General features: G+C 71.8%; 20 protein-coding genes and 1 tRNA gene. 8 read left to right on the forward strand and 13 right to left on the reverse strand.

The window, feature by feature from the left end:
* Window positions 1-6 precede the first annotated feature (6 nt).
* Window positions 7-189, forward strand: coding sequence for a hypothetical protein (locus tag FJ309_01550; protein ID MBM3953303.1), 183 nt, complete (start codon window positions 7-9; stop codon window positions 187-189).
* 10 nt (window positions 190-199) lie between these two features.
* Here FJ309_01550 and FJ309_01555 read toward each other — a convergent pair whose 3' ends face one another.
* The 3 genes from FJ309_01555 to FJ309_01565 are packed head-to-tail and all read right to left on the reverse strand — an operon-like array spanning window position 200 to window position 2,836.
* A complete protein-coding gene (locus FJ309_01555) occupies window positions 200-1,786 on the reverse strand; it encodes a serine/threonine protein kinase (GenBank protein MBM3953304.1) in 1,587 nt (528 codons plus the stop codon).
* Window positions 1,783-2,400, reverse strand: a complete 618-nt coding sequence (locus FJ309_01560; GenBank protein ID MBM3953305.1) for a sigma-70 family RNA polymerase sigma factor — start codon at window positions 2,398-2,400, stop codon at window positions 1,783-1,785. Before FJ309_01560 ends, FJ309_01555 begins: the two co-directional genes overlap by 4 nt.
* A gap of 25 nt (window positions 2,401-2,425) precedes the next feature.
* Window positions 2,426-2,836, reverse strand: a complete 411-nt coding sequence (locus FJ309_01565; GenBank protein ID MBM3953306.1) for an OsmC family protein — start codon at window positions 2,834-2,836, stop codon at window positions 2,426-2,428.
* 121 nt (window positions 2,837-2,957) lie between these two features.
* On the opposite strand from FJ309_01565, the gene FJ309_01570 reads away from it, so the two are divergent.
* Window positions 2,958-4,847: a UbiD family decarboxylase gene (locus tag FJ309_01570; GenBank protein MBM3953307.1), complete on the forward strand. Its 1,890-nt coding sequence runs from the start codon at window positions 2,958-2,960 to the stop codon at window positions 4,845-4,847.
* A 57-nt stretch (window positions 4,848-4,904) separates the two neighbouring features.
* Here FJ309_01570 and rplU read toward each other — a convergent pair whose 3' ends face one another.
* The 8 genes from rplU to FJ309_01610 form a co-directional block, all read right to left on the reverse strand.
* Entirely contained in the window at window positions 4,905-5,234 is a 330-nt protein-coding gene (gene rplU / locus FJ309_01575; GenBank protein ID MBM3953308.1) for a 50S ribosomal protein L21, read from the reverse strand.
* Between the two features lie 201 nt (window positions 5,235-5,435).
* Complete coding sequence (locus tag FJ309_01580; GenBank protein ID MBM3953309.1) at window positions 5,436-8,120, reverse strand: phosphoesterase; 2,685 nt, start codon at window positions 8,118-8,120, stop codon at window positions 5,436-5,438.
* 46 nt (window positions 8,121-8,166) lie between these two features.
* Window positions 8,167-9,801: an Rne/Rng family ribonuclease gene (locus FJ309_01585; protein ID MBM3953310.1), complete on the reverse strand. Its 1,635-nt coding sequence runs from the start codon at window positions 9,799-9,801 to the stop codon at window positions 8,167-8,169.
* Between the two features lie 63 nt (window positions 9,802-9,864).
* Entirely contained in the window at window positions 9,865-11,607 is a 1,743-nt protein-coding gene (gene ptsP / locus FJ309_01590) for a phosphoenolpyruvate--protein phosphotransferase (GenBank protein MBM3953311.1), read from the reverse strand.
* A gap of 165 nt (window positions 11,608-11,772) precedes the next feature.
* Entirely contained in the window at window positions 11,773-12,408 is a 636-nt protein-coding gene (locus FJ309_01595) for an HPr family phosphocarrier protein (GenBank protein ID MBM3953312.1), read from the reverse strand.
* Entirely contained in the window at window positions 12,405-12,881 is a 477-nt protein-coding gene (locus FJ309_01600; GenBank protein ID MBM3953313.1) for a PTS sugar transporter subunit IIA, read from the reverse strand. The genes FJ309_01595 and FJ309_01600 overlap by 4 nt, the downstream gene beginning before the upstream one ends.
* 104 nt (window positions 12,882-12,985) lie before the next feature.
* The gene (gene raiA / locus FJ309_01605) at window positions 12,986-13,306 is read right to left on the reverse strand and encodes a ribosome-associated translation inhibitor RaiA (protein ID MBM3953314.1); all 321 of its coding nucleotides are present in this window, start codon (window positions 13,304-13,306) and stop codon (window positions 12,986-12,988) included.
* Between the two features lie 128 nt (window positions 13,307-13,434).
* The gene (locus FJ309_01610) at window positions 13,435-15,441 is read right to left on the reverse strand and encodes a hypothetical protein (GenBank protein ID MBM3953315.1); all 2,007 of its coding nucleotides are present in this window, start codon (window positions 15,439-15,441) and stop codon (window positions 13,435-13,437) included.
* A gap of 209 nt (window positions 15,442-15,650) precedes the next feature.
* Here FJ309_01610 and FJ309_01615 point away from each other — a divergent pair, with 209 nt between their 5' ends.
* Together FJ309_01615 and FJ309_01620 are read left to right on the forward strand one after the other, a co-directional pair.
* Window positions 15,651-16,214, forward strand: a complete 564-nt coding sequence (locus FJ309_01615; GenBank protein ID MBM3953316.1) for a tetratricopeptide repeat protein — start codon at window positions 15,651-15,653, stop codon at window positions 16,212-16,214.
* 71 nt (window positions 16,215-16,285) lie between these two features.
* Complete coding sequence (locus FJ309_01620; GenBank protein ID MBM3953317.1) at window positions 16,286-17,158, forward strand: hypothetical protein; 873 nt, start codon at window positions 16,286-16,288, stop codon at window positions 17,156-17,158.
* A 9-nt stretch (window positions 17,159-17,167) separates the two neighbouring features.
* On the opposite strand, the gene FJ309_01625 is transcribed toward FJ309_01620, so the two are convergent.
* The gene (locus FJ309_01625) at window positions 17,168-18,172 is read right to left on the reverse strand and encodes a HEAT repeat domain-containing protein (GenBank protein ID MBM3953318.1); all 1,005 of its coding nucleotides are present in this window, start codon (window positions 18,170-18,172) and stop codon (window positions 17,168-17,170) included.
* Window positions 18,173-18,248: 76 nt separating this feature from the next.
* On the opposite strand from FJ309_01625, the gene FJ309_01630 reads away from it, so the two are divergent.
* The 4 genes from FJ309_01630 to FJ309_01645 all read left to right on the forward strand — a co-directional run bounded on the left by FJ309_01630 (window position 18,249) and on the right by FJ309_01645 (window position 20,723).
* A complete protein-coding gene (locus FJ309_01630) occupies window positions 18,249-19,016 on the forward strand; it encodes a hypothetical protein (GenBank protein ID MBM3953319.1) in 768 nt (255 codons plus the stop codon).
* A gap of 236 nt (window positions 19,017-19,252) precedes the next feature.
* Window positions 19,253-19,522 (forward strand): hypothetical protein, encoded by a 270-nt coding sequence (locus FJ309_01635; GenBank protein ID MBM3953320.1) that lies wholly within the window; start codon window positions 19,253-19,255, stop codon window positions 19,520-19,522.
* 67 nt (window positions 19,523-19,589) lie between these two features.
* Complete coding sequence (locus tag FJ309_01640) at window positions 19,590-20,576, forward strand: glycosyltransferase family 2 protein (GenBank protein MBM3953321.1); 987 nt, start codon at window positions 19,590-19,592, stop codon at window positions 20,574-20,576.
* A 73-nt stretch (window positions 20,577-20,649) separates the two neighbouring features.
* Window positions 20,650-20,723: transfer RNA gene (locus tag FJ309_01645), tRNA-Arg, on the forward strand.
* A 605-nt stretch (window positions 20,724-21,328) separates the two neighbouring features.
* Here the strand turns inward: FJ309_01645 and FJ309_01650 are convergent.
* The gene (locus tag FJ309_01650; protein MBM3953322.1) at window positions 21,329-23,008 is read right to left on the reverse strand and encodes a hypothetical protein; all 1,680 of its coding nucleotides are present in this window, start codon (window positions 23,006-23,008) and stop codon (window positions 21,329-21,331) included.
* Window positions 23,009-23,286: the final 278 nt, after the last annotated feature.

Consider the following 23,286-nt stretch of genomic DNA (forward strand, 5'->3'; position numbering starts at 1 on the left):
CTGCGATTGTCCCTCGCCCGCAGCCTGCGGCCACCCCCGCTTGCCAGGCCGCGGTGCCGGGCCCTCCCGCGGGCGACCGGAGCCGATCGAACGGCCGCGACGGCCGAGGCGCTGTGCGACGCGGCGGTCCGTCACCGCCGCGCGATGCTCGACCTCAACACCGCCGTCGGCCTGCGGATCCTCCCCTGAAGTCCGACCGTCAGCCCGGCGGCTGTCCCCTCCGCTCACGGAGCGACAGCCGGCCGAGCTGCAGGTCGGTGATCGCCGCGATCACGAATATCAGCAGGGCGACGATCGCCGCGAGGTGCCATTCCACGGCGGCCGGGCGGGCGAGGAGCACGGCGACGTAGCCGACGAGCGACACCGCGGCAGCGAGGCGGACCAGGCCCCCCTCGAGCCAGACCCCCGCCGCGGCGACGAGCACCGGATAGACAGCGACGAGCGGGCCGTTGGCGCCGTCCACCAGCCACAAGAGGAAGCTGACGAAGACGCCGTCGGTCAGCGTGAACAACCGCGCCACCGCGCCCACCGGCAGCGCGCGTACTCCGGCCCACTCCCAGGCCGCGGCCAGCGCTCCCCAGGCGCCCAGGCCGACGAGCACTGGCGCGTAGAAGCCGATCGTGTCGGGCGCGAGCAGGCACCGGACCACCACCACCGCCGCGGTGCCGACGATCCCGACGAGCCGAAACCCCACCGCCGGATGACGGCGCACGGCGCGGACGATCCGGTGGCCCAGGTTCCCGCCCACGGCCGGCCCGCGCTCGCCGCGGAGGAAGGCCTCGAGCTCGTCGGCCAATGCCGCGGCGGACGCCGGCCGGCGGTCGGGGGCCTTCTCCAGCGCCCGCAGGCAAATCGCCGCCAGCGCCCGCGGCACGCCCGGATTCCAGCGCCGCGGCGACACCGGCTCGCGCTCGAGGACCTGCAGCAGCGTCGCCAGGCGCGTCGGCGCCGAGAAGGCGGGGCGGCCGGCGAGGATCTCGTAGAGGATCGCGCCGAGCGAATAGACGTCGCCGCGCGCGTCGGCAGCGCGGCTCCCCGTGACCTGTTCCGGCGGCATGTAGGCCGGGGTGCCGAGGATCGTGCCGGTGGCGGTGGGATCGCCGTCGCCGGCCTCGTCGCGGGCGAGGCCGAAGTCGGTGACGATCGGCGCCCCGTCGCCGGCGAGGAGGATGTTGCGCGGTTTGAGATCGCGGTGGAGCACGCCCGCAGCGTGGAGGTGGGCGACCGAACGGGCGACGTCGGCCACGAGCCGGACCGCGGCGGCCAACGGCAGCGGGCCGCGGGCGAGCCGGGCCGCGAGATCCTCGCCGTCGATCAGGTCCATCGCGTAATACAACTGGCCATGGTCCGCGCCGGCGTCATGGATCACGACGATCCCCGGATGACGGATCCGGGCGGCGAGCCGGGCCTCGGCGAGGAACCGGCGGCGCTGCTCGTCGGAGGCCTGCATCCCGGCGGCGAGGACCTTGAGGGCCACGTCGCGGTCGAGGCCCGCCTGCCGCGCCCGGTACACGACCCCCATCCCGCCGCGGCCGATCTCGGCGACGATCCGGTACGCCCCGTAGCGCGTGCCGGCCGGGACCGCGGCCGATTCGGCTCCCGGTTCGAGGCCGGAGGCGAGAAGGTCGAGATCCTCGAGGCACTCGTCCCAGTCGGCGAGCCGGGGCTCGTCGCGGAGGAGGGCCCGCCGCGCCTCGTCGTCGCCGGCCTGCAGCGCGGCCAGGTAGCGGTCGAGGAGGTCGGCGGACACCGCAGCGCCGCCACCCGAGCCGGGGGCCCCGCTCACGGCCCCACCCCCGCGTCGGCAAGCTGCGCGCGGAGCTGCTCGAGGGCCCGCATCCACAGCATCCGGCAGGCCCCGGCGGAGCGGTCCATCCGCCGGGCCACTTCGTCGAACGGCAGGCGCTCGAGATGGCGCAGCTCGATCACCCGACGGTGGTCGTCGGCGAGCCGATCGACGGCGGCCGCGAGCTGCCACTCGCGCTCCCAGCGCAGCGCGCGCTGGCTGGGGGACGATCCCGGATCGGCCGCCGGCTCGAACCCCGCCACGCCGTCGAGGGAGCGCTCCCGACCGGCATCGCGGCGCGCGGCGACGCGATGGCCGCGCGCGGCATCGAGGGCGTTGTGGGTGGCGATCCCGCGCAGCCAGGCCAGCCACTGGCCAGGTGAATCCCCCGCGAACCGGTCGAATCCGCGGTGGGCCTCGAGCAGCGACTGCTGGACGACGTCCGAAGGATCGACCCGTGCCGCCAGCCCGCGTTGCAAGTGGCAGCGGGCCACGGTGGCCACGTAGCTGCGGCAGGCGGCAAACAGCTCGTCGCGGGCCGCGGCGTCGCCGCGCCGCGCGCGGTCGAGCCAGTCGGCGATCCGCCGCCCCTGCGACGATTCACCCTCTGCCATGGCAATCGCTTCCTCGCCGGCGGCGTCAGCCGCGCCACACGAACTCCACCGGCGACTCGATGCCCCCGCCGAGGCTCTCGTGGACCGGGCAGCCGAGCGCCGCGCGCTCGAGCAACTCGCGCTGCGGATGGTCGGCCGGCAGCGGGACGGTGATCCGCGTCCGCAGCGTGGCGATCCGCCGTGGCGGGCTGGTCGACATTTCCTTGGTCGTCTCGGCCGTCGTTCCGGCCAGATCGATCCCATGACGGTCCGCCACGATCCCCATGATCGTCATCATGCACGTCCCCAGCGCCGTCGCCACCAGGTCGGTCGGCGAGAAGCTCTCGCCGCGACCGTGGTTGTCGACGGGGGCATCGGTCAGCAGGGTCGCCCCCGACGGTCCGTGGACGGCCCGGCAGCGCAGCCCCCCCTGGTACGTGCTGGTGATCGTGACCATCGCCATCGTTCTCCCCGGAGCCGCACCACTCCGGCGGTCCGGAGCGGCGGCACGACTATAAATCCCCACCGGAGTGTACCGGCCCGTGGCGGTCGGCGCGACCACGTCACGGACCGCACCGATGGGATTCCGCTCGCTCCAGGATTGCGTCCGGTCGCTGGCGGCGGCGGGCGAAGTGGTGCGGATCGACCATCCGGTCGATCCCCGGCTCGAGATCGCGGAGATCCAGCGGCGGCTGTTCCGGGCGGGGGGCCCGGCGCTGCTGTTTTCCAGCCCGTGCGGCTCGTCGTTTCCGATCGTCGTCAATCTGTTCGGCACGCGGCGGCGCGTGGAGCGGATCTTCGCCGACACCCTCGAGCGCGTGCGGAGGCTCGTCGAACTGAAGATCGAGCCCCAGCGGGCCCTCGAGCGGCCGTGGCGCTACTGGCGGGCGCCGCTCGACGCCCTCTCGATGCTCCCGCGCCGGGTCCGCTCCGGCCCGATCATGGCCCACGCGATCGCGCTCGACCGGCTGCCGCACCTGGTCTCGTGGCCGGGCGACGGCGGGCCGTTCGTGACGCTGCCGTGCGTCTACTCCGAGGATCCCGCCGCACCGGGCACGCGGGCCTCGAACCTGGGCATGTACCGGGTCCAGCTGGCGGGCAACGACTACGATCCGCTCCACGAAGTCGGCCTGCACTACCAGATCCACCGCGGCATCGGTGTCCATCACGCGCGGGCGCTGGAGCGCGGCGTGCCGCTGCGCGTGGTGATCACCGTCGGCGGCGCGCCGGCGATGACCGTGGCGGCGATGATGCCGCTCCCCGAGGGGCTGTCGGAGCTGACCTTCGCCGGGGCGCTGGCCGGTCATCGGATCCCGATGGTGCGGCGCCCCGGCGGGCCGGCCGTCTACGCCGACGCCGACTTCGCCATTGAAGGGACGATTCTCCCCGGCACGAAGCCCGAGGGGCCGTTCGGCGACCACCTCGGCTACTACGCCCGGCAGCACGAGTTCCCGGTCCTCCGCGTCGACCAGGTCCGCCACCGTCCCGGGGCGATCTGGCCGGCGACGGTCGTCGGTCGCCCGCCGCAGGAGGACACGCTGTTCGGCTGGCTCGTCCACGAGCTCACCGGGCCGGTGATCCCGACCGTCCTGCCCGGGGTGTCGAGCGTTCACGCCGTCGATGCCGCCGGTGTCCATCCGCTGCTCCTGGCGGTCGGGAGCGAGCGCTATCTCCCGTGGCGGCGCAGCGACCGCCCCGCCGAGCTGCTCACCCAGGCCTCCGCGATCCTCGGCCAGGGGCAGCTGTCGCTGGCGAAATACCTGCTGATCGTCGACGGCCTGGGTGCGCCTGGCCTCGACGCCCACGACGTGCCGGCGTTCCTCGCGCATCTCCTCCAGCGCGTCGACTGGCAGCGCGACTGTCACTTCCACACCGAGACGACGATCGACACCCTCGACTACTCCGGCAGCGGTTTCAACGCCGGGAGCAAGCTGGTCGTGGCGGCCCGTGGCCCGGCCCGGCGGGTGCTGGGCACCGACATGCCCACGGACGTGCCCCTCCCATCGGGCTTCCATTCCCCGCGCGTCTGCCTGCCGGGGATCGTCGCGGTCGGCGGGCCGGCGATCGCGCCGCGGCCGGCGCTGGCGGCCCCCGACGAGCGGGCGATCTGGAGCCGCTGCGCCACCGCCGACTGGACCGCCGACACCGACCGGCTCACCGCCGCCATCGGGCCCGATCACGCGCTCGGCGCCTGGCCGCTGGTGGTGGTGGTCGACGATCCCGGCTTCGCCGCGGCCCGTCTCGAGAACTTCCTCTGGCTGACATTCACCCGCTCCAATCCCGCCACCGACGTCCACGGCGTCGGCGCCGGCATCCGCCACAAGCACTGGGGCTGCCGCGGTCCGCTGGTGATCGACGCCCGGCTCAAGCCGCACCATGCCCCGCCGGTCGAAGAGGATCCGCAGGTCTCGGCGCGCGTCGACGCCCTGTGTGCGCGCGGCGGACCGCTGCACGGCATCGTCGAGTGAGGAGGGGGCGTGGCTCGGCAGCGGCCCTTGCGCGGCCGGGGGATCACGCCACCACGATCAGGCCGAGATCGACGCGATCTTCACCCGCGTGACCAGGGCACGGTGTCCGGTGCGCCGGCGGTAGTTCTTCCGGCGGGCGAACTTCTGCACGAACAGCTTCTTGCCCTGTTCGGAGCCGAGCACCTCGGCCTTGACGGTCGCCCCCTTCACCAGCGGCGCACCGATCGTGAGCTTCCCGGCGTGGCTCACCGCCAGGACTTCGTCGAACACCAGTTCGCTGCCCGCCGGAAGGTGACGGAAGTCGATCGCCACCTCCTGCCCCTCCATGACGCGGTACTGGCGCCCGCCGTCGACGACGATCGCGTAATGATGGCCGGTGCCGGCCATGCCGGCGGCGGAGGAGTCGGTGGGGTTCTGCTTGGCCATGGCGGGTCGGAGGGTCGGAGGAACCGGCGTGGCATACTGCCGCCGGGAGAAATCCAGAGACTATCGCACCGCCGCCGGCGGGTCGAGTCCGGGTGGAAGACTCCGGAAAAACCCGCTCTCACCTCCCCCGCGACGTCTCAGGGAGGCGGTCCGGCGGCCGCGTCAGTCGTCGTCATCGTCGACGGTCGCCGCCGTGGCCCATTCAGGGTAGGGGGCGGCACTCCCTTTCACGGCATGCCAGAGGATCCGGTTGAGCAGGTCCTCGGGGGCCCGGTCGACCGCCGAGAAGTCGATCGCGGCGCTGGCGATCGCGTGGGCCTCGAGGAGCGGATCGCCGAGCGACTGCGGGGCCCCATTCATCAGGTCGAGGGGAACGGCGGCCGGCAGGGCGGCGAACGGCGTCAGGTCGGGCTGGTCGGTGAAGCAGTCGAACATCGGCGTCGCCGCCGCGTCGAACTGGTTGAGCGGCTGCATCCCGAGAATCTGGCCGATCGTGCGGAGGACGCTCGTGGTGTTGTAGTGGGTGCTGACCGTGACGCCGCGGCGCGCGAACGGGCTGGCGACGTAGGCGGTCGTGCGGAAGCCGCTGACGTGGTCCCAACCGGCCTGGGGATCGTCCTCGATCGCGAACAGCGCCATCCGCGGCCAAAACCGGCTCCGCGACAGCCCTTCGAGAATCCGCCCAAGGGCAAGGTCATTGTCGGCCACGCAGGCCTCGGGAGTCGGGCAGTCCTTCGTCGTGCCGCTGGTATGGTCCTGCGGCAGGCAGATGATCACGAGGTTGGGGTAGCTGCCGGCGGCCTCGCAGGCGGCGAGGTGGGCGAGCACGCGATCGGCGCGGAACTGATCAGGCACGCTCATGTTCCACCCCACGGTGTCGGTCGCCGACACGGCGCGGAGCGACTCGATCGCCGGCTCGCTGGCAAACGTGACGTCGCCGCCGCCGGCCTTCCAGGCGGCGTAACAGGCGCGGAAGTCGGGCTGCCCCTTCCGCCCCGGATCCTTCCACGCCACGCGCGGCATCATGAACTCGCCGAAGTTGCGCACGCTCCGGCCGTGCCGCAGGCAGGCGTCCCAGATGAACCCCGCCGACGACCAGGCCAGCGCGTCGGCGTCGGCATCCTCCATGCCGTCGGGGTAGCTGCGTGGGAAACCGGCGAAGCTCCGCTCGAGGTAGTCGTTGGCCAGCGCCGAGGTACTCCAGTTGTGGCCGTCGGCGGAGAGGATGCCGCAACAGTACGTGTTGTCGAGGAGCACGAAGCGCCTGGCGATGGCGTGCTGGTTGGGGGTGATCCGCTCGGGGAAGATGCACAGCTCCGGATCGCCGTTGCCCTGGGGCATGTCGCCGAGCACCTGGTCGAACGTCCGGTTTTCCTTGATGACGTAGACGACGTGCTCGATCAGGCTCGGCTCGCCGATCCGCGCGGGGATGGCACGCGGGGCGACGCCCTGGCGCGGCGGCAGCCGCGAGGCGGCGATCCGCCCGGCGCGGAGGTTTCGGGCGACGCGCTCCGAGCAGGCGGCGAGCAGGTCGCCGTCGGGAAGCGGCACCAGCCCGATGCTCCCGGCGTGCTGGTGCGAGTTGAACCCCTCCCCGCCCCCGTTCTGCTTCCGCCGCTCGGTCGGTAGCCCCTTCATGTTGGAGACGAGCAACTGCCCGCGGGCGGCGTCGACCACGACCCCCGACGGATGCCAGCCGACCGGGATCAGGCCGAGGAGCCGGGTAACGCCCCGTTCGGCGGGCTCCCAGTCGAAGACCGCGATCGCATTCTGGGCGGAGTTGGCGCAGTACAGCCGCTCGCCGTCCGGCGCGAACGCCAGTGCGGCCGGCATCGCCCCGTACAGCTCGGCCGGCGTCCGCTTCGTCCATACCGTCTCGATCACCCGCCCGGCGGCGACGTCGATCAGCGACAGCGTGTCCGATCCGGCGTTGGCGCAGACGACAATCGCTCCGCCAGGGGCGACGGCCAGCCCCGAGGGATGGAGCCCGACCGCGATCTCGTCGACCGTGCCGGTTTCGAGGTCGATCCGGCTGACGGTGCCCTCCGTGGCGACGTGCCGGACCGGGTCGACGCGGACGCGCGTCCCCTTCCCCGCCGGACCGGTGAGGTCGCCGGGGCGGGGGCGGCGCCCGCCGAGGTTCGTGACCAGCGCCCGGCCGCCGACGAGGACGACGTCGAACGGGGCCACGCCGACGTCGAACGTGCGGAGCACGGTGCCGGTGGCGGCCTCGAGTTCGAGGAGCCGGTTGGAGAGGTTGCCGCAGACGTACAGCCGCGTGCCGTCGGCCGACAGGGCGAGGCCGCAAGGCACCTCCGCGGCGCGCTCGGGAGCGCGGGCGGGGGGCAGCGGCAGGGGCCCGAGGGCGGTCAGTCGCCCATCGGAGACCGCGAACACCTGCACCGCTCCCTGCACGTCGCTCATGAACAGCCGCGTGCCGTCCGGCGAGAACACCAGGCCTGTCAGGCTCGCCAGCGCCTTCTTGTCGGGGGCGAGGTTCCGCTCGGCCGTCCGGTTGGCGGTGCCGGCGGCCGGCGCCGCGACCGGCGCGACTCGTTGCCGCACCGCACCGCCGTCGGGATCGACGACGACCACCTCCGGTGTCTTCCCCGCCGTGACGAGCAACCGGCCGTCGGGCGACAGGGCGACGGCCTGCGGGCGCAGGCCGGGGAGCGACACGAGCGTGCCCAGCGGCGTGAGCACCTGGTCGACCGGCGTGACCAGGGAATCGTCGGCCTGCCGGCCGACGGCCGCTTCGGCCGGTTCGGGGGGCTGCGCGCGTGCCGGCTGGGCCGCCAGTGCCGCCAGGACCGTCACCGCCGCCAAACCGCCGAGCCGCTGCCGCATCGGTCGTCCTCCCTGGGAGTTACCGTCGCCCCGACCATGCCTCCGGTCAGGGAAACCGCAGCGTGCGGCCCGACGAGTCCCAGGCCTCGAACACCAGATGCTCCGGCGACACGCTCTCCTTGCCGACGACGTGGAGCTGGACGTGGACCGAGTCCTCGAACTGCGCCACCTCGCGCCGCTTCCGGTTGTTGATCCAGGTCGCCACCTCCTCGTGCACCGTGACGTTGAGGCGGGTGATGTCGGTCCGCGTGGCCGCCAGCTGTAGCGTCCGCATCACCTCGATCGCCATGCTCTCGGCCGTCTTCACCATTCCGGTGCCGGTGCAGGTCGGGCAGTCGCGGAAGATGCTCTTCCGCAGCGACGGCCGGATCCGCTGCCGCGTCATCTCCACCAGGCCGAAGGGGCTGGTGCGGAGGATCTTGGTGCGCGCCCGGTCGCGCTTCATGGCGTCGTGGAGCGCCTTCTCGACGCCACGCCGGTACTTCTCCTTGCGCATGTCGATGAAGTCGTTGACGATCACGCCACCGAGGTCGCGGAGGCGGAGCTGCCTGGCGATCTCCTTGGCGGCGATCAGGTTCATCTGGTAGGCGTTCTCCTCGGCACTCTTCTCGGTGCGGAACGAGCCGGAGTTGACATCGATCGCCACCAGCGCCTCGGTCTGGTCGATGACGATCGACCCGCCTCCCTTGAGCGGCACCTTGCGCTGGTGGATCCGGGCGATCTCGTCCTCGAGGCCGTAGCGGTGGAACAGCGGTTCCTTGCCGTCGTAGAACTGCAGCCGTGGGGCGTATTTCGGCATCACCAGCTCGAGGAACTCGCGGGCCCGCTCGTAGGCGGCCGGCTCGTCGATCAGGATCCGCCCGACGTCCTCCGTGAACATGTCACGGATCGTGCGGATGATCATGTCGCTTTCCTGGTAGATGTCGATCGGCGCGGAATACTTCCGCATCCGCCGCACGATGCTCTTCCAGAGGCGGAGGAGGTAGGCCATGTCGCGGGCCATCTCCGACTTGGTCCGTTCCGTCCCGGCCGTGCGGACCACGAACCCGACCCCCTTCGGCGGCTTGAGGTCGAGCATGATGTCGCGCAGCTCGCGCCGGTCGCGTTCGTCGTCGATCTTCTTCGAGATCCCGACGCGTCCCAGCGGCGGCATGAGCACGAGGTACCGGCCGGGGATCGAAATGTAGGTCGACAGCGTCGGCCCCTTGGTGCCGAAACCCTCCTTGATGACCTGGACGAGGACTTCGTCGCCACGCCGGAGGATGTCCTGGATCGGCGGCTTGACCCGCGGACGGTCGCCGAGCCGCGGACGCCGCCGCGTGGCCGTCCGGGATCGCCCATCTCCCTCCTCGGCGCCCCCCTCGGCGGGGCGCGGTGCTTCGCTCCCCGCGCGCGCCGCGTCACCGAGGTCGAACGCCTTGTCGGGGTCGAGCCCTCCCTGGCGGTAGTACTGCGGTTCGACGTCGGAGATGTGGAGGAAGCCGTTGCGGCCCACGCCGAAGTCGACGAACGCCGCCTGGATCGAGGGCTCGATGTTGACGATCCGCCCCTTGTAGATGTTGCCGACGTGGTTGTCCTGGCTGGTGCGCTCGACGTACAGCTCCTCGAGGACGCCGTCCTCGAGGATCGCGATCCGGCACTCCTCCGGCTGCGAGACGTTGATCAGCATTTCCTGTTTCATGACGTTTCCGATTCTTTCCTTCCTCGGTTGCCGGGCGGCGCACCGCCCGGGGGCAGGCGCACGCTAGCGTGCGCCCGCGGCCGCCCCCCGACGACGCATCTGGTCGGTCAAGTAGGCCTTCACCTCGCGCGCCCCCTCCATCTGCAGGGCCCGCTCGGCGATCACGCGGCATTCGGCGACCGAAACACTTCGGCACGCCTGCTTCACCTCGGGGATGGCGCTGGCCGGCACGCTGAGCTGCCGCAGACCCAATCCCAGCAGAAGCTGCGTGTACATCACGCTGCCGCTCATCTGTCCACAGACATTGGCCGGCACGCCGGCCTCGCGGGCGATGTCGAACGACCGCTGCAGGAGGCGCAGCACGGCCGGGTCGCACGCGTTGTACAGTTCCGCAACCTCCTTGTTGCTCCGATCGACCGCCAGCGTGTACTGGATCAGGTCGTTCGTCCCGAGCGAGACGAAATCCACCTCCTTGATGAACACGTCGAGCATCATCACCGCCGCCGGCGTCTCGACCATGATCCCGACCGGCAGATCGCGGTTGAAGGGGATGCCGTGCTCGGCGAGATCCTCCATCACGTCGGCGAGTACCATCCGCGCCTGGCGCAGCTCGACGATCGTCGAGACCAGCGGGAACAGGACGCGCACGTCGCCGAGGGCACTGGCGCGGAGGATGGCGCGAAGCTGCGTGCGGAACATCGGCAGCTGCCGCAGCGAGAGGCGGATGCTCCGCAGGCCGAGGCAGGGATTGCGCTCCTCCTCCGGCGTCGACTCGGTGAGCATCTTGTCGGCGCCGAGATCGAGCGTGCGGATCACCACCGGCCGTCCGGCCATCACCCGGGCGACCTCGGCATAAGCCGCGTAGTGGTCCTCCTCGGTCGGCTCGCGGCGGGCGGTGAGGTAGAGGAACTCGGTGCGGTACAGCCCGATCCCGTCGCACCCACGTGCCAGGCAGTGCTCGGCCTCGTTGGGAAACTCGATGTTGCCCGTGATCTGCACGCGCACGCCGTCGAGGGTCTCGGCGGGAAGGTCGCGGAGACCGTGGAGCCGCGCCGCCACCGTCCGCGCCGCCTCGACTTCGAGACGGTAGCGGGCGATCGTCTCCTCGTCGGGCTGGAGGATCACCACGCCCTGGTTGCCGTCGAGGATCACCGGCTCGCCGCCGGAGACGTCGGCGAGAAACGGCCCGAGCCCGACGACCGCGGAGATCTCCAGCCCTTCGGCGACGATCGCGGTGTGGCTGCCGGGGCCACCGAGCTCGGTGGCGAACCCCTGGACGAAACGCCGGTCGAGGTTGGCGGTCTCGCTCGGGGTGAGGTTGTGGGCGAGGATGATCACCGGCTGGGAGATTGCCGCGAGCGTCTCGCGCTCCTGCCCGAGGAGGTGACGGAGCAGGCTCTTCTCGATGTCGTAGATGTCGTGGGCGCGCTGGGCGACATGGTCGTCGAGGCTCTGGAAAACCTTGGCGTAGCGGCGCAGGGTCCGGCTGACCGCGTACTCCGGCCAGAAGTTGCGGTCGCGGACGGCGCTGACGAGCTCCTCCTGCAGCCGCGGGTCGTGGAGCATCGCCTGGTGGGCGGAAAAGATCGCGGCGTACTGATCCCCCAACTCGCTGCGGATCGCGTCGCGGTTGCGCTCGATCTCGGCCGACGTCTCGGCGACGGCCCGCGAAAGTCGTTCGAGCTCGGTATCGACGGCGCTGCGTGCCACGAAGCGGCGCGGGATCCGGAAGCCCTCGGTATCGAGGACCAGCGCTTCACCGATCGTGACGCCGGGGGATACGGCGATACCCTGGAGTTTCAGCATGGGCGCATCGCGTCCGCCGGCTGCGTCATCGGCCGGGCCACCGGGAGCGGATCGGGGGAGACCAAGGCTCCCGCCGGCTCGCGCGGTTCGGCACCGGGCGACTCGCGCCAGGCGTTCGTTGCGGCTCCTCGTCTTGGTCGTGTGTGTATCGTGCCGATCGAATCGCTATGGGGCGTCGGGAGCCGACGGTTCACCGTCGGCCTCGTCGCCGCCCCCCGTCTCGTCGAAGTTTCTCGCGAACAACCCCCCGATCGCGTCGAGCGCCTCGCTGGCGTCGGGGCCGGTGACCTCGATCGCCACCCGACTGCCCGACTCGACCGCAAGGGTCATCACGTCGAGGATGCTCTTGCCGTCCACGCGCTGGCGGTTGGCGATCACCTCGACGCGGGATCGCCAGCGCCGCGCCTCGCGGGCGAGCATGTCGGCCGGGCGAAGGTGCAGTCCCTTCGCCAAACCGACGACGAATTCCCGGGTCACCGTCTGCTCGACCATCGCTCCCTTTCCGTCGCCCCTGCCGTCAGCCATCGTCCACCGTTGGTCCGCTGCTCCCGCCGTCCCACACCGAAACGCTGCTTCGTCCCGTGCCCCTGCTCCGCCGCGCGGTTCCGCCCCCGGGAGCCCCCATTGTCGTGCCCCGGCAAGCCACGGCGGCGGGGCCGCGACCCCGAAGCCCCCACCCCGTGCCGTGCGGTGGATTCGGGAGCCACCCACCGCCCGGCTCCGTCGGCGGCCGGGCGATTCGCCGCCGCCGGTGGCCCGGTGTCGCCCCGTGCCGTTCTCCCGCAACCCGCGTTCGCTCATGGCACGAGGCCATGGCTGTCGGCGGCCTCGAGCAACTGCTGGATCTCGCCCGGGGCCCGGGCCGCCTTCAACTCCCGACAGAACGCGTCGTCGCGCAGTTGGCGGGAGATGTTCTCGAGTGCCCGGAGGTGATCCCCGGGCCGGTCGGGAGGCGAAACCAGGAGGAAGAAGAGTTGCACGGGATCGCCGTCGAGGCTGTCGAAGTCGATCCCGTCGTGGCTGACGGCGACGGTGCCCACCAGCTTGCCGACCCCGGGGTGCTTGGTGTGGGGCACGGCGACTCCCCGACCGATCCCGGTGCTCCCCAGATCCTCGCGCTTCATGATCGCGCGGACGATCCCGTCGAGGTCGGCCGCCTTGATCCGTCCGGCGTCGACCAGAGCCGATGCCATCTCCCGGATCACGGCTTCCTTCGTGGTCGCCTCGACGTCGGAGCGGATGGCGTCGACGACGACGAAATCAGAGAACTTCATGCAAAACGCTTCCGGTCTTGTGGCTGCCGTCGCTCGTCTCCGGTGGCGAACCGCCGGCGATCGGGCCGGCGCCGCGGGCCCGCCTCCCTGGGGCGCCCCACGGCTCAGGGGTGCCGCGAGGACTGCACGTGCTTGTGATCGCGAACCTTTTCCTTGTGCTTGCGGAGCTGCTGCTCCATTTTCTGCGTCGCGCCGTCGATGCTGCGCCACAACTGGCCCGAGACCTCGTGGCTCACCAGATCGTGAAAATGCTCGGCCGAAGCCACGATCTCCACCGAGGGTTGGGCCGAGTGCTCGAGGTCGACGGTGACGTTGAGGGCGGTGAGGCGGTCAAAATACCGCTTCAATCGCGAGACCTTGGCCTCGATTTTCGACTGTGTGGCCGGGCTCAGGTGTCCATGACGGGCCGACACGTTGATCTGCATGAGTCCCTTCCTGTCGCCGACGGTCACCAAAGCATATCACCCCCCGCGCGGCGACGACAAACCGTCCCCGCCGACCGGCCGCGACGTGGCAAACGACGGCGGGAATCGCTGCCGGCAGGCTGCCGCCGTCACTCGCACGGTGCCGCACCGGCAGGCCGACGATCGACCTGGCGGCGCCACCACGCGGCGCCGTCGCGCCGCCGCTCGGGGGGTGAATCGGGCTGGTACCGGGCGCGGTCCGCGGCCGTCGGAACCGCCAGACGACACAGCTGAACGTACGCCGCGCGACGGACCACCAGCGTCTCGTCGTCGAGGAGATCGACGAGCGCCGCCAGCGCGGTCGCGCGGTCGGCCCCCGGGTCGGGCCCCGTGAACAGCCCCCAGAGCAGGTCGCCGCGGCCCGGGGGAGCGCGTGACTCCACGGCCTGGCGCAACGCCGCCGCCGCGTTGGCCCCCCGGGCCAGCGCCAACGGCACGGCGGCGGCGAACACCTCCTCCCATTGCCCGTCGCGGAGCCCACGGGGAGGCCCGTCGGCGACCAGCAGGTCGACCAGGTCGTCGTATCGTCCGAGCAGCGCGCCGGTGGTGGCGGCAAGCGCGCGCTGCTCGACACGCCGTGACCCGGCCAACGCCGTCAGCGCCGCGTCGAGATCGTCTCCGGCCGCCAGCCGCGTTGCCAACGCCGCCGCGGCGGAGCGCTCGAGGCGCTCCCGGGCCGCATCCTCCCGGACGATCGGCCGGGCGACCGTGACCACGGTGGCAGCCCCGGGATCGGCCCCGTCCCAGGCCAGCGTGCGGCCCGCCTCGAGCTGGATCCCCTCGCCTGCGGCCGCGACCGACAGCCGGATGCCGGCGCCCAGCGCGGTGAGTCGACCGCCAACCGTGGCTACGGTGGTCGCCGGATCGGCACCGGTCGGGAGGAGCCGTGATGCTTCCACGTCGACCCCGGCGGCGAGAGAACCGCCGACCGTGGCTTCCAGACCGGCCGCCGCGATGCGGAGCGTGGCATCGGGGCGATCAGCGGTGACGACGCATCCGCCGAACAAGACCTCCAAACGCGGACTGGCCGCGGCGTCGACGGTGATCACGCAGCGGCTCCCCGGCCGCGGCCGCACGGTGATCCCCAGGGCCGTCACGGCCGGTTCCGCACCGGGTGGCACGACCAGGTCCGCGGCGGCACCGATCTCGGCACCCGGCAGCACCGCAGTCCACTCGCCCCCTCGCCCTGCCGGTCGCCACACCAGCGCCCCCGTGCCGGTCACGCTGGCCAGCGCCGTTGCGGCTTCAGCCTGATCGCTCCCCGGCGGACGTTCGCCCGCGGCCGCCGCGCCGGCGGCCGCGGCCACCGGCACGCTCACCGCGACGGCCGTCGCCGCACCCTCCGCAGGAACGGGGGCGGTTTCGGGGATCGCGGGCGGCGGAGGCTCGGAGGCAGGCGGCACGGCCGTGCCCAGGGGCGGTGCCGCCGCGACCGGTGCGGCCGGTTCGGCGACGGCCCGACCGCCGGCGGCAGCCAGGGCGTCGGGCTGCCCGGGGCGCTGCCCGTCCCCGGCGCCCGGGCGGGCGCTGAGCGCGGTCACCAAGACGCCGACCAGCACCGCCACGGTCGCAAGTGCGAGCGCCGCGATTCCCCACGCCAACCAGGGCACACGGCCACGCATCGCCGGCGTGCGCGGCGTCGCCGTAGCGCCACGTTCCGCGCTCGCCACGACCACCGGGCCGCCGTCGACGGGCCGTGCCGCCGACGCCTGGGCCAGGGCCGCCAGGAGGCGGGCCCGGGTGATGGCGTCGAGCGGGGGAAGGGCCGCCGGGTCCCGCTCGAGGCCGGCGAGGATCCGATGGCACGAGGCGACTTCCGCGAGGTGCATGTCGGACTCGAGGCAGATCCGCTCGAACGGCTCGAGCTGTTCGTCCGGCAGCGTGTTGTCGAGGTACCGTGCGACCGACAGGGGATCGCCCCCCAGTCCGCGGGCATCGGTCCGCGCCGCGCCCACCTGCGGGCGGGCGACGACCTCGTCGATGCGCTCGAGGAGCGGAGCGGCCACCGGACTGGCGGTGACTTTTTCGCCCAGCGCACGCAGTTCTGCCTCCGGCAGCACGCCGTCCTTCCAGGCCAGCAGCGTTCGCAGCGTCAAGCGCATCGTCCCCCCCGTCGTTCCCATCCGCCACGGTGGCGGGCCCGCCCGACGCGGCCGCCTGGAAAGGAGTGGCGTCGACGGCGCGTTTTCGTGAAGGCGGCGGAAAAAACAGGCTGCGGCTCGACCCACGATCCCCGTGCCGGCGGGCTGCGTATAACTTTTTCGGGGCCCCCAGGCCCGTCGCGCCCCGCGTCCAAGGTGCCGCCATGGAAGACCTGCACACCCTCCGCGACGCCTTCTCGCTCAAGGAGGCAGCCGGGGCGATCGAACTGGCCGAGGGTCTTCTCCAGGGTGACACGCCCCCCGCGCCGGCGGTCCGCCGGCTCCTCGCCTCGGTGCTCGACCGCCTCGATCGGCTCGGCAGCGACACCCGCGACTCGGTGTTCGCCGCCCTGCTGCGCGGCGAGGCGCTCCGCGCCCTGGGGAGGCTGGAGGAGGCGATCGTGGCGTTCGACACGGTCGTCCACCGCGATCACGACGCGGTCGCCGCCTGGGTCGGTCTCGGCTGGTGCCACAAGCGGCTCGGGCGGCTCGACACGGCGATCGGGGCCCTCCGTCAGGCGCTCGAGGCATCACCCGACGAGCCCCTCCTCCACTACAATCTCGCCTGCTACCTGTCGCTGTCGGGGGATGCGAAGGGGGCGGTCGAGCACCTCGCCAGCGCGATCTCCCGCGAGAGCCATTACCGCACGCTCACCGCCCGGGAGCGTGATTTCGACCCGATCCGCGCCGATCCGCTGTTTCTCGAGGCGACCAAACAGGTCGTCTGAGGGCCTTTCGGGCCCGGCCGGCGGCGGTGCCCGTGGCGGTCCCCTTTCCGTCGCTGCGACGGCATGCTTTCATGGGGGGATCCGGAATCCTTGCCATGACCACCGCCGCCAGCACAGCCCTGCAGGATGTCGTCTCGCTGCTCGGCTGCCCGGCCGCCGGCAACCCCGCGCAGTATCTGTTCGAGCGCGCGTTCGCCGCGGCCGGTCTCGATTGGCGCTTCCTGTCGCTCGACGTCGCCCCCGAGCGCCTCGCCGAGGCCCTGGCCGGCGTCTCCGCACTCGGCTTCCGGGGCTGCATCCTCGACGGCCCGCTCCGCCACGCCGCGGTGCCGCTGGTCGGGCACCTGTCGCCGGCGGCGACGTTCGCCGGCGCGGTCAGTCTCGTCGCTGCTGAACCCGCCGGCGCACTCGTCGGCCACATGACCGACGGCCGCGCCATCCTGTCGGCGCTGCGAATGCACGCCGACGTCGGTGACGCGCACGTGCTCGTGGTCGGCGCCGGGGCGGTCGCCCGGGCCACGGCATTGGAATTGGCGCTCGCCGGAGCCCGCGAGATCCTCGTCACCAACCGCACCGCCGCGCGGGCCGAGGCGCTCGTCGGCGACGTCGCCGGGCTCGGCCGGGCCGCGGCCGACGTCGTGCCGTGGGGGCAGGTCCTCGAGATCCCGGACCGCACGAGGATCGTGGTCGCGGCGCTGCCCGAGAGCGGCGTGCGCAAGGGGCTCGACCTGCGGGCACTGCGTGGCGATCTGGTGGTCGTCGACACGGCGCTCGGTGCGACGCCGTCGGCGTTCGCCCAGGGTGCTGCCCGTGCCGGAGCGTGCCTGATCGACGGCCTCGAGGTCCACTGCCATCGGACGGCGATCGACTTCCAGGCCTGGACAGGCCGGGCGACCGACACCGACCTGCTCCGCGAGGCCCTCGACGAATTCCTCGACGCCTGAGCCGGCCGGTCAGCCGCGTCCGGAGGAGGGCGCCGTCCCGACCCGTCGCAGTTTTTGCACCACGGCCGCCGCAGCCGTGCGGACGTCGGCGATCGGATCGGACACCAGGGCGTCGACGAGCCGGATCACCTCGGCTGGCGGTTCTTCGGCCCCGGCATCGACGAGCAGGGCGGTGGCCCGCAGCGCGTTGACCACCACCAGCGCCCGCTTGTAGCGGGCCGACAGCGCCTCGGTGTTGCCGGCGGCAGCGGCGACGTCCGGGAGGGCGAGGAGCTCGGCGAGCGTCGGGTAGGCCTCGCTGCGCCCCAGACGGGCGAGCCCGACGGCCGCGTTGGCGCGGACGTCGTCGTCGGCATCCGTAACCAGGTCGAGGAGCCGCTCGGTGGCTCCCGAACCGCCGACGACGCCGAGCGTGAACGCGGCCGCCGACGTCAGGGCGCGGTCGGAGGATCGCGACGCGGCGATCACGGCCTCGGCCACGCGGCCCTCGTCCCACCGGGTGCCGGCGGCAGCGAGGTTGGCGGTGAGCACCGACAGCGCCTCGACAGCAGCGCGGGCCCGCTTCGGCGCGGCGATGTCGCGGGCCTGCGCGACGAGGGGATCGACGGCCTCGGGAATCGCGAACTCGCCGAGTGCCCGGCAGAGGTACAGCTCGAGCATCTCGGTCTGCTCGCCGGTCCGCCCGCTGGCGACCTCGTCTTCGAGGATCCGCCCCAGTTCGGTCGCCAGGGCCGCATCGCGCTTGAGGACGTCGCCGCGCGGCCCGCGGATGTCGTTGGCGAGGTTCAGCGCCGCCTGCCAGCGCCCCTCGTTGGGCCGGCGGAGCGTGCGGACGTACGCCTGGGGATCGTTGCCGAGGTGTGCCAACCAGTGGAACGCGAGCCAGACACAGACGATGATGGCGACGATCAAACCCGGCACGAGGAACAGCTGCACGAGGAACGCGGCGCTGGGAGGCTCGACGGGCGGAAGCAGGTCGTCGGCGGCCAGCGGGCGGGAGGGTTTGTCGCTCATACCCGCTAGTGTAGGCGGCGCGGCGCAAAAGTCCGCCCCAAACCGGTTTTTCCCCGTGCCCAGCCGGCAAGCCACCATGGCCGCGCCCTTTCCCTCCGCCGATCACGTCGCCGACTGGCTCCCCGGAGGCCCGGCGGAGGTCTCCGGCCAGCTGGCCCTTGACGACGCGCTGCTGGCCGAAGCCAACGACGGGCTCCTGCCGCGGCCGGTCGTGCGCTGCTGGGCGGCCGACCGGCCGACAGTGGTGGTCGGATCGTCGAGCCGGATCGACGACGAGGTCGATCGCCAGGCCTGCGCCACGGCAGGTGTCGCCATCCTCCGCCGCCCCAGCGGCGGGCTCACCGTCCTCCTCGGCCCAGGTTGTTTGGCCTGGAGCGTGGTGATGCCCTGCCCGGCCGGTGTGCCGCCGGTCGAAGCGCTGCACCGCGGCATCCTCACCCCGCTGGCGGCGATGCTGTCGGCGCTCGGACCCGATCGCCGGTCGGTCGAGTTGTCCGGGAGCTGTGATCTGTCGATCGCCGGGCCCGTCGGGCGCCGCAAGGTCGGCGGCAACGCCCTGCGGATCCGCAGGCAGGCGGTGCTCTACCACGGCACGCTGCTCCACGGGCTCGACCTCGATCTCCTCGCCCGCCTCCTGCGCCACCCGCCGCGCGAGCCGGGCTACCGTGCCGGGCGACCGCATGGCGAATTCGTCGCCTCCCTGCGCCAACCGCGCGAGGCGCTCGAGGACGCCGTCCGCGCCGCGTTCCACGCCCGGTCGCAACGCACGGACTGGCCGGTGGCTGCCGTCGACCGCCTCGTCGCCGAGCGGTACGAGACGGTCGCCTGGACGGAGCGGCAGTGAGTGCCGGTCGGGGCGGGTGGGCAAACGGGGCAGACCTGGCGTCTGGCGCCGGCTGCCCAGTCTCCGAAAAGACAACATCATCCGCTCGGGGTCGCGATGACGATTCTCTCCATGGCCGGAGGGCGGGCGGAACGGCCACCGGAAATCCACCTTCTGCCGAGGGCGGATTCCCGGTACGGTCCCCGCCCCCGATCGACAGGACGTCGTTCGAGAGACCGCGACAGGAGGTTGCGTCCATGCGCCTGCACATGCATGCCGCCGACGTGCGTCAGCTCGTCGTCAGGTACTTCCTCGACATGGGCATCGACGCCGTCGAAGCCGCCGAGGTCGAGGAAAACATCCGCATCGACCGCGGCCGCTGCGTGGCCCGCTGCTACCGGGCTTCGGAAATGTTCGCGATGTGGCTGATCGACGTCGGCGTCCTGCAGTTCTACGACGCGGGAGGAGAGATGCTGCAGACGGTGAACCTGTTCACCGAATTGCAGCCGCAGCGCGCCGCCGCCTGACGTGGCGTGGGCCGGGCGTCTGGCCCGGCGGAGGGGCTCGGGGGGGTTCCGGGATCGGGGGGCCTGGATGATGCCGCGCGCCTGCACGGGGCGCAGGCTGTCGATCGTCGTTCCGGTGACCGGCGACACCGCCGCACTGGAGGAGACGCTCGTCAGCGTGCTGGAAAACCGTCCTGCCGACACCGAGGTGATCGTCGGCCTGGGCTGCGACTATGCCGATCCCTGGCACATCGCGGAAGAGGTGACGTTCGTCGCCGCACCGCGGCGCGGGGGGCTCGTCGGCTGCGTGAACGGCGCCCTCGCCGCGGCGACCGGGACGGTGGTCCACGTCCTTGCCGCCGGGTGGCGTGCCACCCCGGGATGGACCGACGCCGCGGTGGAGCGGATCGTCGCCGGCGAGGCCGACGCGGTGATCCCGGTGACGGTGGCGGAGCAGGACCGCGCCCGGATCGTCGGTGCCGGCCTGCGTGTCACGGCGGGCGGCCGCCGCGTGGCGGTCGTGGCGCGGCGCGGCGCGGTCGAGGTGCCGGCGGTGCCGGTCCGGTCGCCGGTCGGTCCGGTCCTCGAGGCCGGTTTCTGGTCGCGGGACGTGCTGTCGCGCGGCGGCCCGGGCTTCGCGGCGACCTGCGCGACGCTGGCCGACGCCGATCTGGCCGTCGCGCTGTCACGCGCCGGCGCGACGACGGTCATCGAGCCTGCCAGCCAGGTCCTCGCGCCCGTCCTGCCGGCGGCCCGGGTGCCGGCGTTCGTCCAAGGCCTCCACGCCGAGCGGCTCTTTTGGCGCTCGCGGGTCGGGGGCGGGGGCATCACCGCCCACGCCGCCCATGCCTGGGAGGTCCTCCGGCACACGGTGACGACGGCTCCGCTGGGAACGGTGCCGATGCTCCTCGGCCGGCTGGTCGCGGCGGGCACGCCGTGGGGCTACCGTTCGCGCCACAGGCACCTGGAGTCCCTGGTCGCCGAAGCCCAGGCGACCGCCCTGGCGACGATCCCGATCGGGGGTCGGGCCGATGAAGCGCCTGTGACCGCGCAGCCGCTTCGCCGCTCGGCCTGACGGTCGCCGGCGGTGGGCCGCCGTCGCGGGGAGGTGGTGGGCCGATTTGCGGGCTGGTAGACTTTGCTGCCGCGTCCCCGTAGCTCAATTGGATAGAGCGTCAGCCTCCGGAGCTGAAGGTTGCAGGTTCGATCCCTGCCGGGGATACTGAAATCCCGCGTTTCCCGCTGTTTTCCGAGGAAAACGCGACTCTGTCTCCCGCCGTGACGGCTCCAGCAGGCCGCCGGCGGACGCCGACTGTGCCGGGGAGTGTGCCGGCTCGGCTGCCGGTCAGAGGTGTGAGAACGGCACGGCGACAATCGCTTCGTCGATCTGCCGCAGTTCGCTGTCGTTGGTGATCACCAGTCCGTACCGACAGCGCCGCTCGGCGACGCAGGGAAAACCGGCAAGATACTCGTCAAGAAGTGGCTTACAGGCTCTTGTCATGCCTTGCAAAAAAACTCTCGATTATGGAGTGCAAGATCCGGGCCGTCGCCTCAAGGTCGCCCCTTCACGGTGGAGGCGCTCACGCGGGTGGAGTGACCGGCCGTGTCACCTGGACCCTGGAGACCAATCGTCGCTCGAGCGGCTCTCCGACGACGCGATCGTCGCGACAACCTACGGTCACTGGACGGCAGGGGCCGCACCGTGGATCGTGTCGGTACGATTCACCGCCGTCGATCCAGACCGGCGGGCCGCGACGGCCACCCCGATCGCCTGTCCACCGCCGCACGATGCCGGCCGACAGTGATCACAAGCGCGGTCGTGTTCTGTCAGCGTTCCTTGCGACCACGGTCCCCGTGGCGTTCGGGAGTGCCGCCCGACGACGGCAGATCGTCGTCATCCATCTGCTGACGACGCGCATCGTACCGCGCGATGTCGCGGAGAATCGGCTCCGCCTCGTCGGCCGGTAGTTCTCGGCGCGCCGCCTCCACCAACCGCGGGGCGATCGCGAGCGCCGCCTCGACGTGGTTCGTGTCCCGATACAGCGAGAACAGGTTCATGCAGTTCATGAAGTCGGGGTGAAGGTCGGTGGCGATTGCGAAGTGTTCGATCGACTCGCCGATCGCGCCGTTTTCGGCGAGCAGGGTCGCCAAAGCGCTGTGGGCGTCCCAGGCATCGGGCTTGAGCCGGATGACCTCGCGATACGTGTCGATCGCCTCGAGAACCCGTCCGTTCTTTTCCAGGGCCACTGCCAGCGCTTGGACCGCCGCCGGCAGGCGGGGATGGTTACGGTGGTGCGTGCGGCATACCGAGAGCATCTGCGGATAGCGCTGCGTCCGATCGAGCACCGCGATCACGACATTCGCCAGGAACCGAGTTCCGGGGCTCATCCGCCACGCCCGCGTGACCTTGTCGATGCCCGCGTCGACGGCGCCATCCTCGTAGTCCTGCCAGCCGGCGAATGCAAGGGCCAGGGCGTTGTCGGGCTGGTGGGCGAGAACGTGGTCCCACAGCCCGGACCTCGTCGCCAAGCGTGGCACGGTCGCGACCACCACGCCCACCGACAACGCCGTCACGGCGACGGTCGGTAGCCACGATCCCGCTACCGCCAGCCGAACGCGACCGGCCGTCCGCGTTCCGAGGACGCGCGTTGCCAGCACCCGGGTCGCTTCCATGACCGAGATCGTCAGGAAAGGGAGGACGACCAGGGAGGCCACGTACATCCGCCTCTCGGCGATCTCCTCGTGGGGCAAGGGCACGATCAAGGTCGGTGACAGGACAAGAAAGAACGACGCCAGCGAGAACCCCAGCGGACGCCGATACCACACGGCAACGGCGGTGACCGCGACGTAGGCAGAAAGGCCGACTACGGCGGGCCAGGCCGCGCCGAGCGAATGCAGCGTCGGCACTTGGTAGTGCAGCAGAAGCGGCATCGGCCAGAACAGGAGCCGCCAGTAAACGAAAAACGACCCGCTCTGCGTCAGCCAGTAGTCGTGTGCGGAGATCGTGTTGTTGAATCCGGCGAGGGGAGTCCCCGCGCCACGCGCGTAGAGCACGCCGAGCGGGAGCAGGCTGGCGAGCACCCCGAGGTACAGCGGCCAGGAGCGGCGTAGGATCGCGAGCGGCGCACCGCCGAGGAATGTCCACTCGTACAGCGCCAAGACGGCCGGAACCGAGGCCATCATCTCCTTGGAGAGCATGCCAGTAACGCTCGTGACAGCCGCGACGGCCGCCAGCGCGAGCCGCGACTGCCATCCGCGGCAGCGCCAGTACGCGATTGCCGCCCAGAGCGTGAGGAGATAGGACAGCCCCATCTGCAGGTCGGTCCGCTGGGTCAGATAGACGATCGTTTCCTCGTGGACCGGGTGGGCCATCCACACCAGGGCGGCGGCGAATCCCGTCGCCCCCGCGCGCCCACTGAACCGGCCGGCGAACGGCGGAGAAGTCACCGTCGCTGCCACGATCACCCATGCAACCAGCGCCGCAATGGTATGGACTGCGAGGTTCACCAAGCGGTAGCCTCTGGGGTCCGTACCTCCGAAATGGTAGTTGAGGGCAAACGTCAAGTTGACGGCTGGTCGGACCTCGAGAGGAGTGCCTGGCGACGGCCGCAGGGGGCCGGGCAAAGCGGCCGTGCCGAACAGAGGGCTGAGCCGACGAATCGATTCGTTGGACTCGATCGACGGGCGATCGTCGAAGATCAACTCGTAATTCAGGGTCCTGCCGTACATGAACCAGCACACGGCCACGAGCAGGGCGATGCCGATAGCCGCGGTAGCCGAGGACG

The sequence above is a fragment of the Planctomycetota bacterium genome, assembly GCA_016872555.1.
In the GTDB taxonomy this organism is placed as follows: Bacteria; Planctomycetota; Planctomycetia; order Pirellulales; family UBA1268; genus F1-20-MAGs016.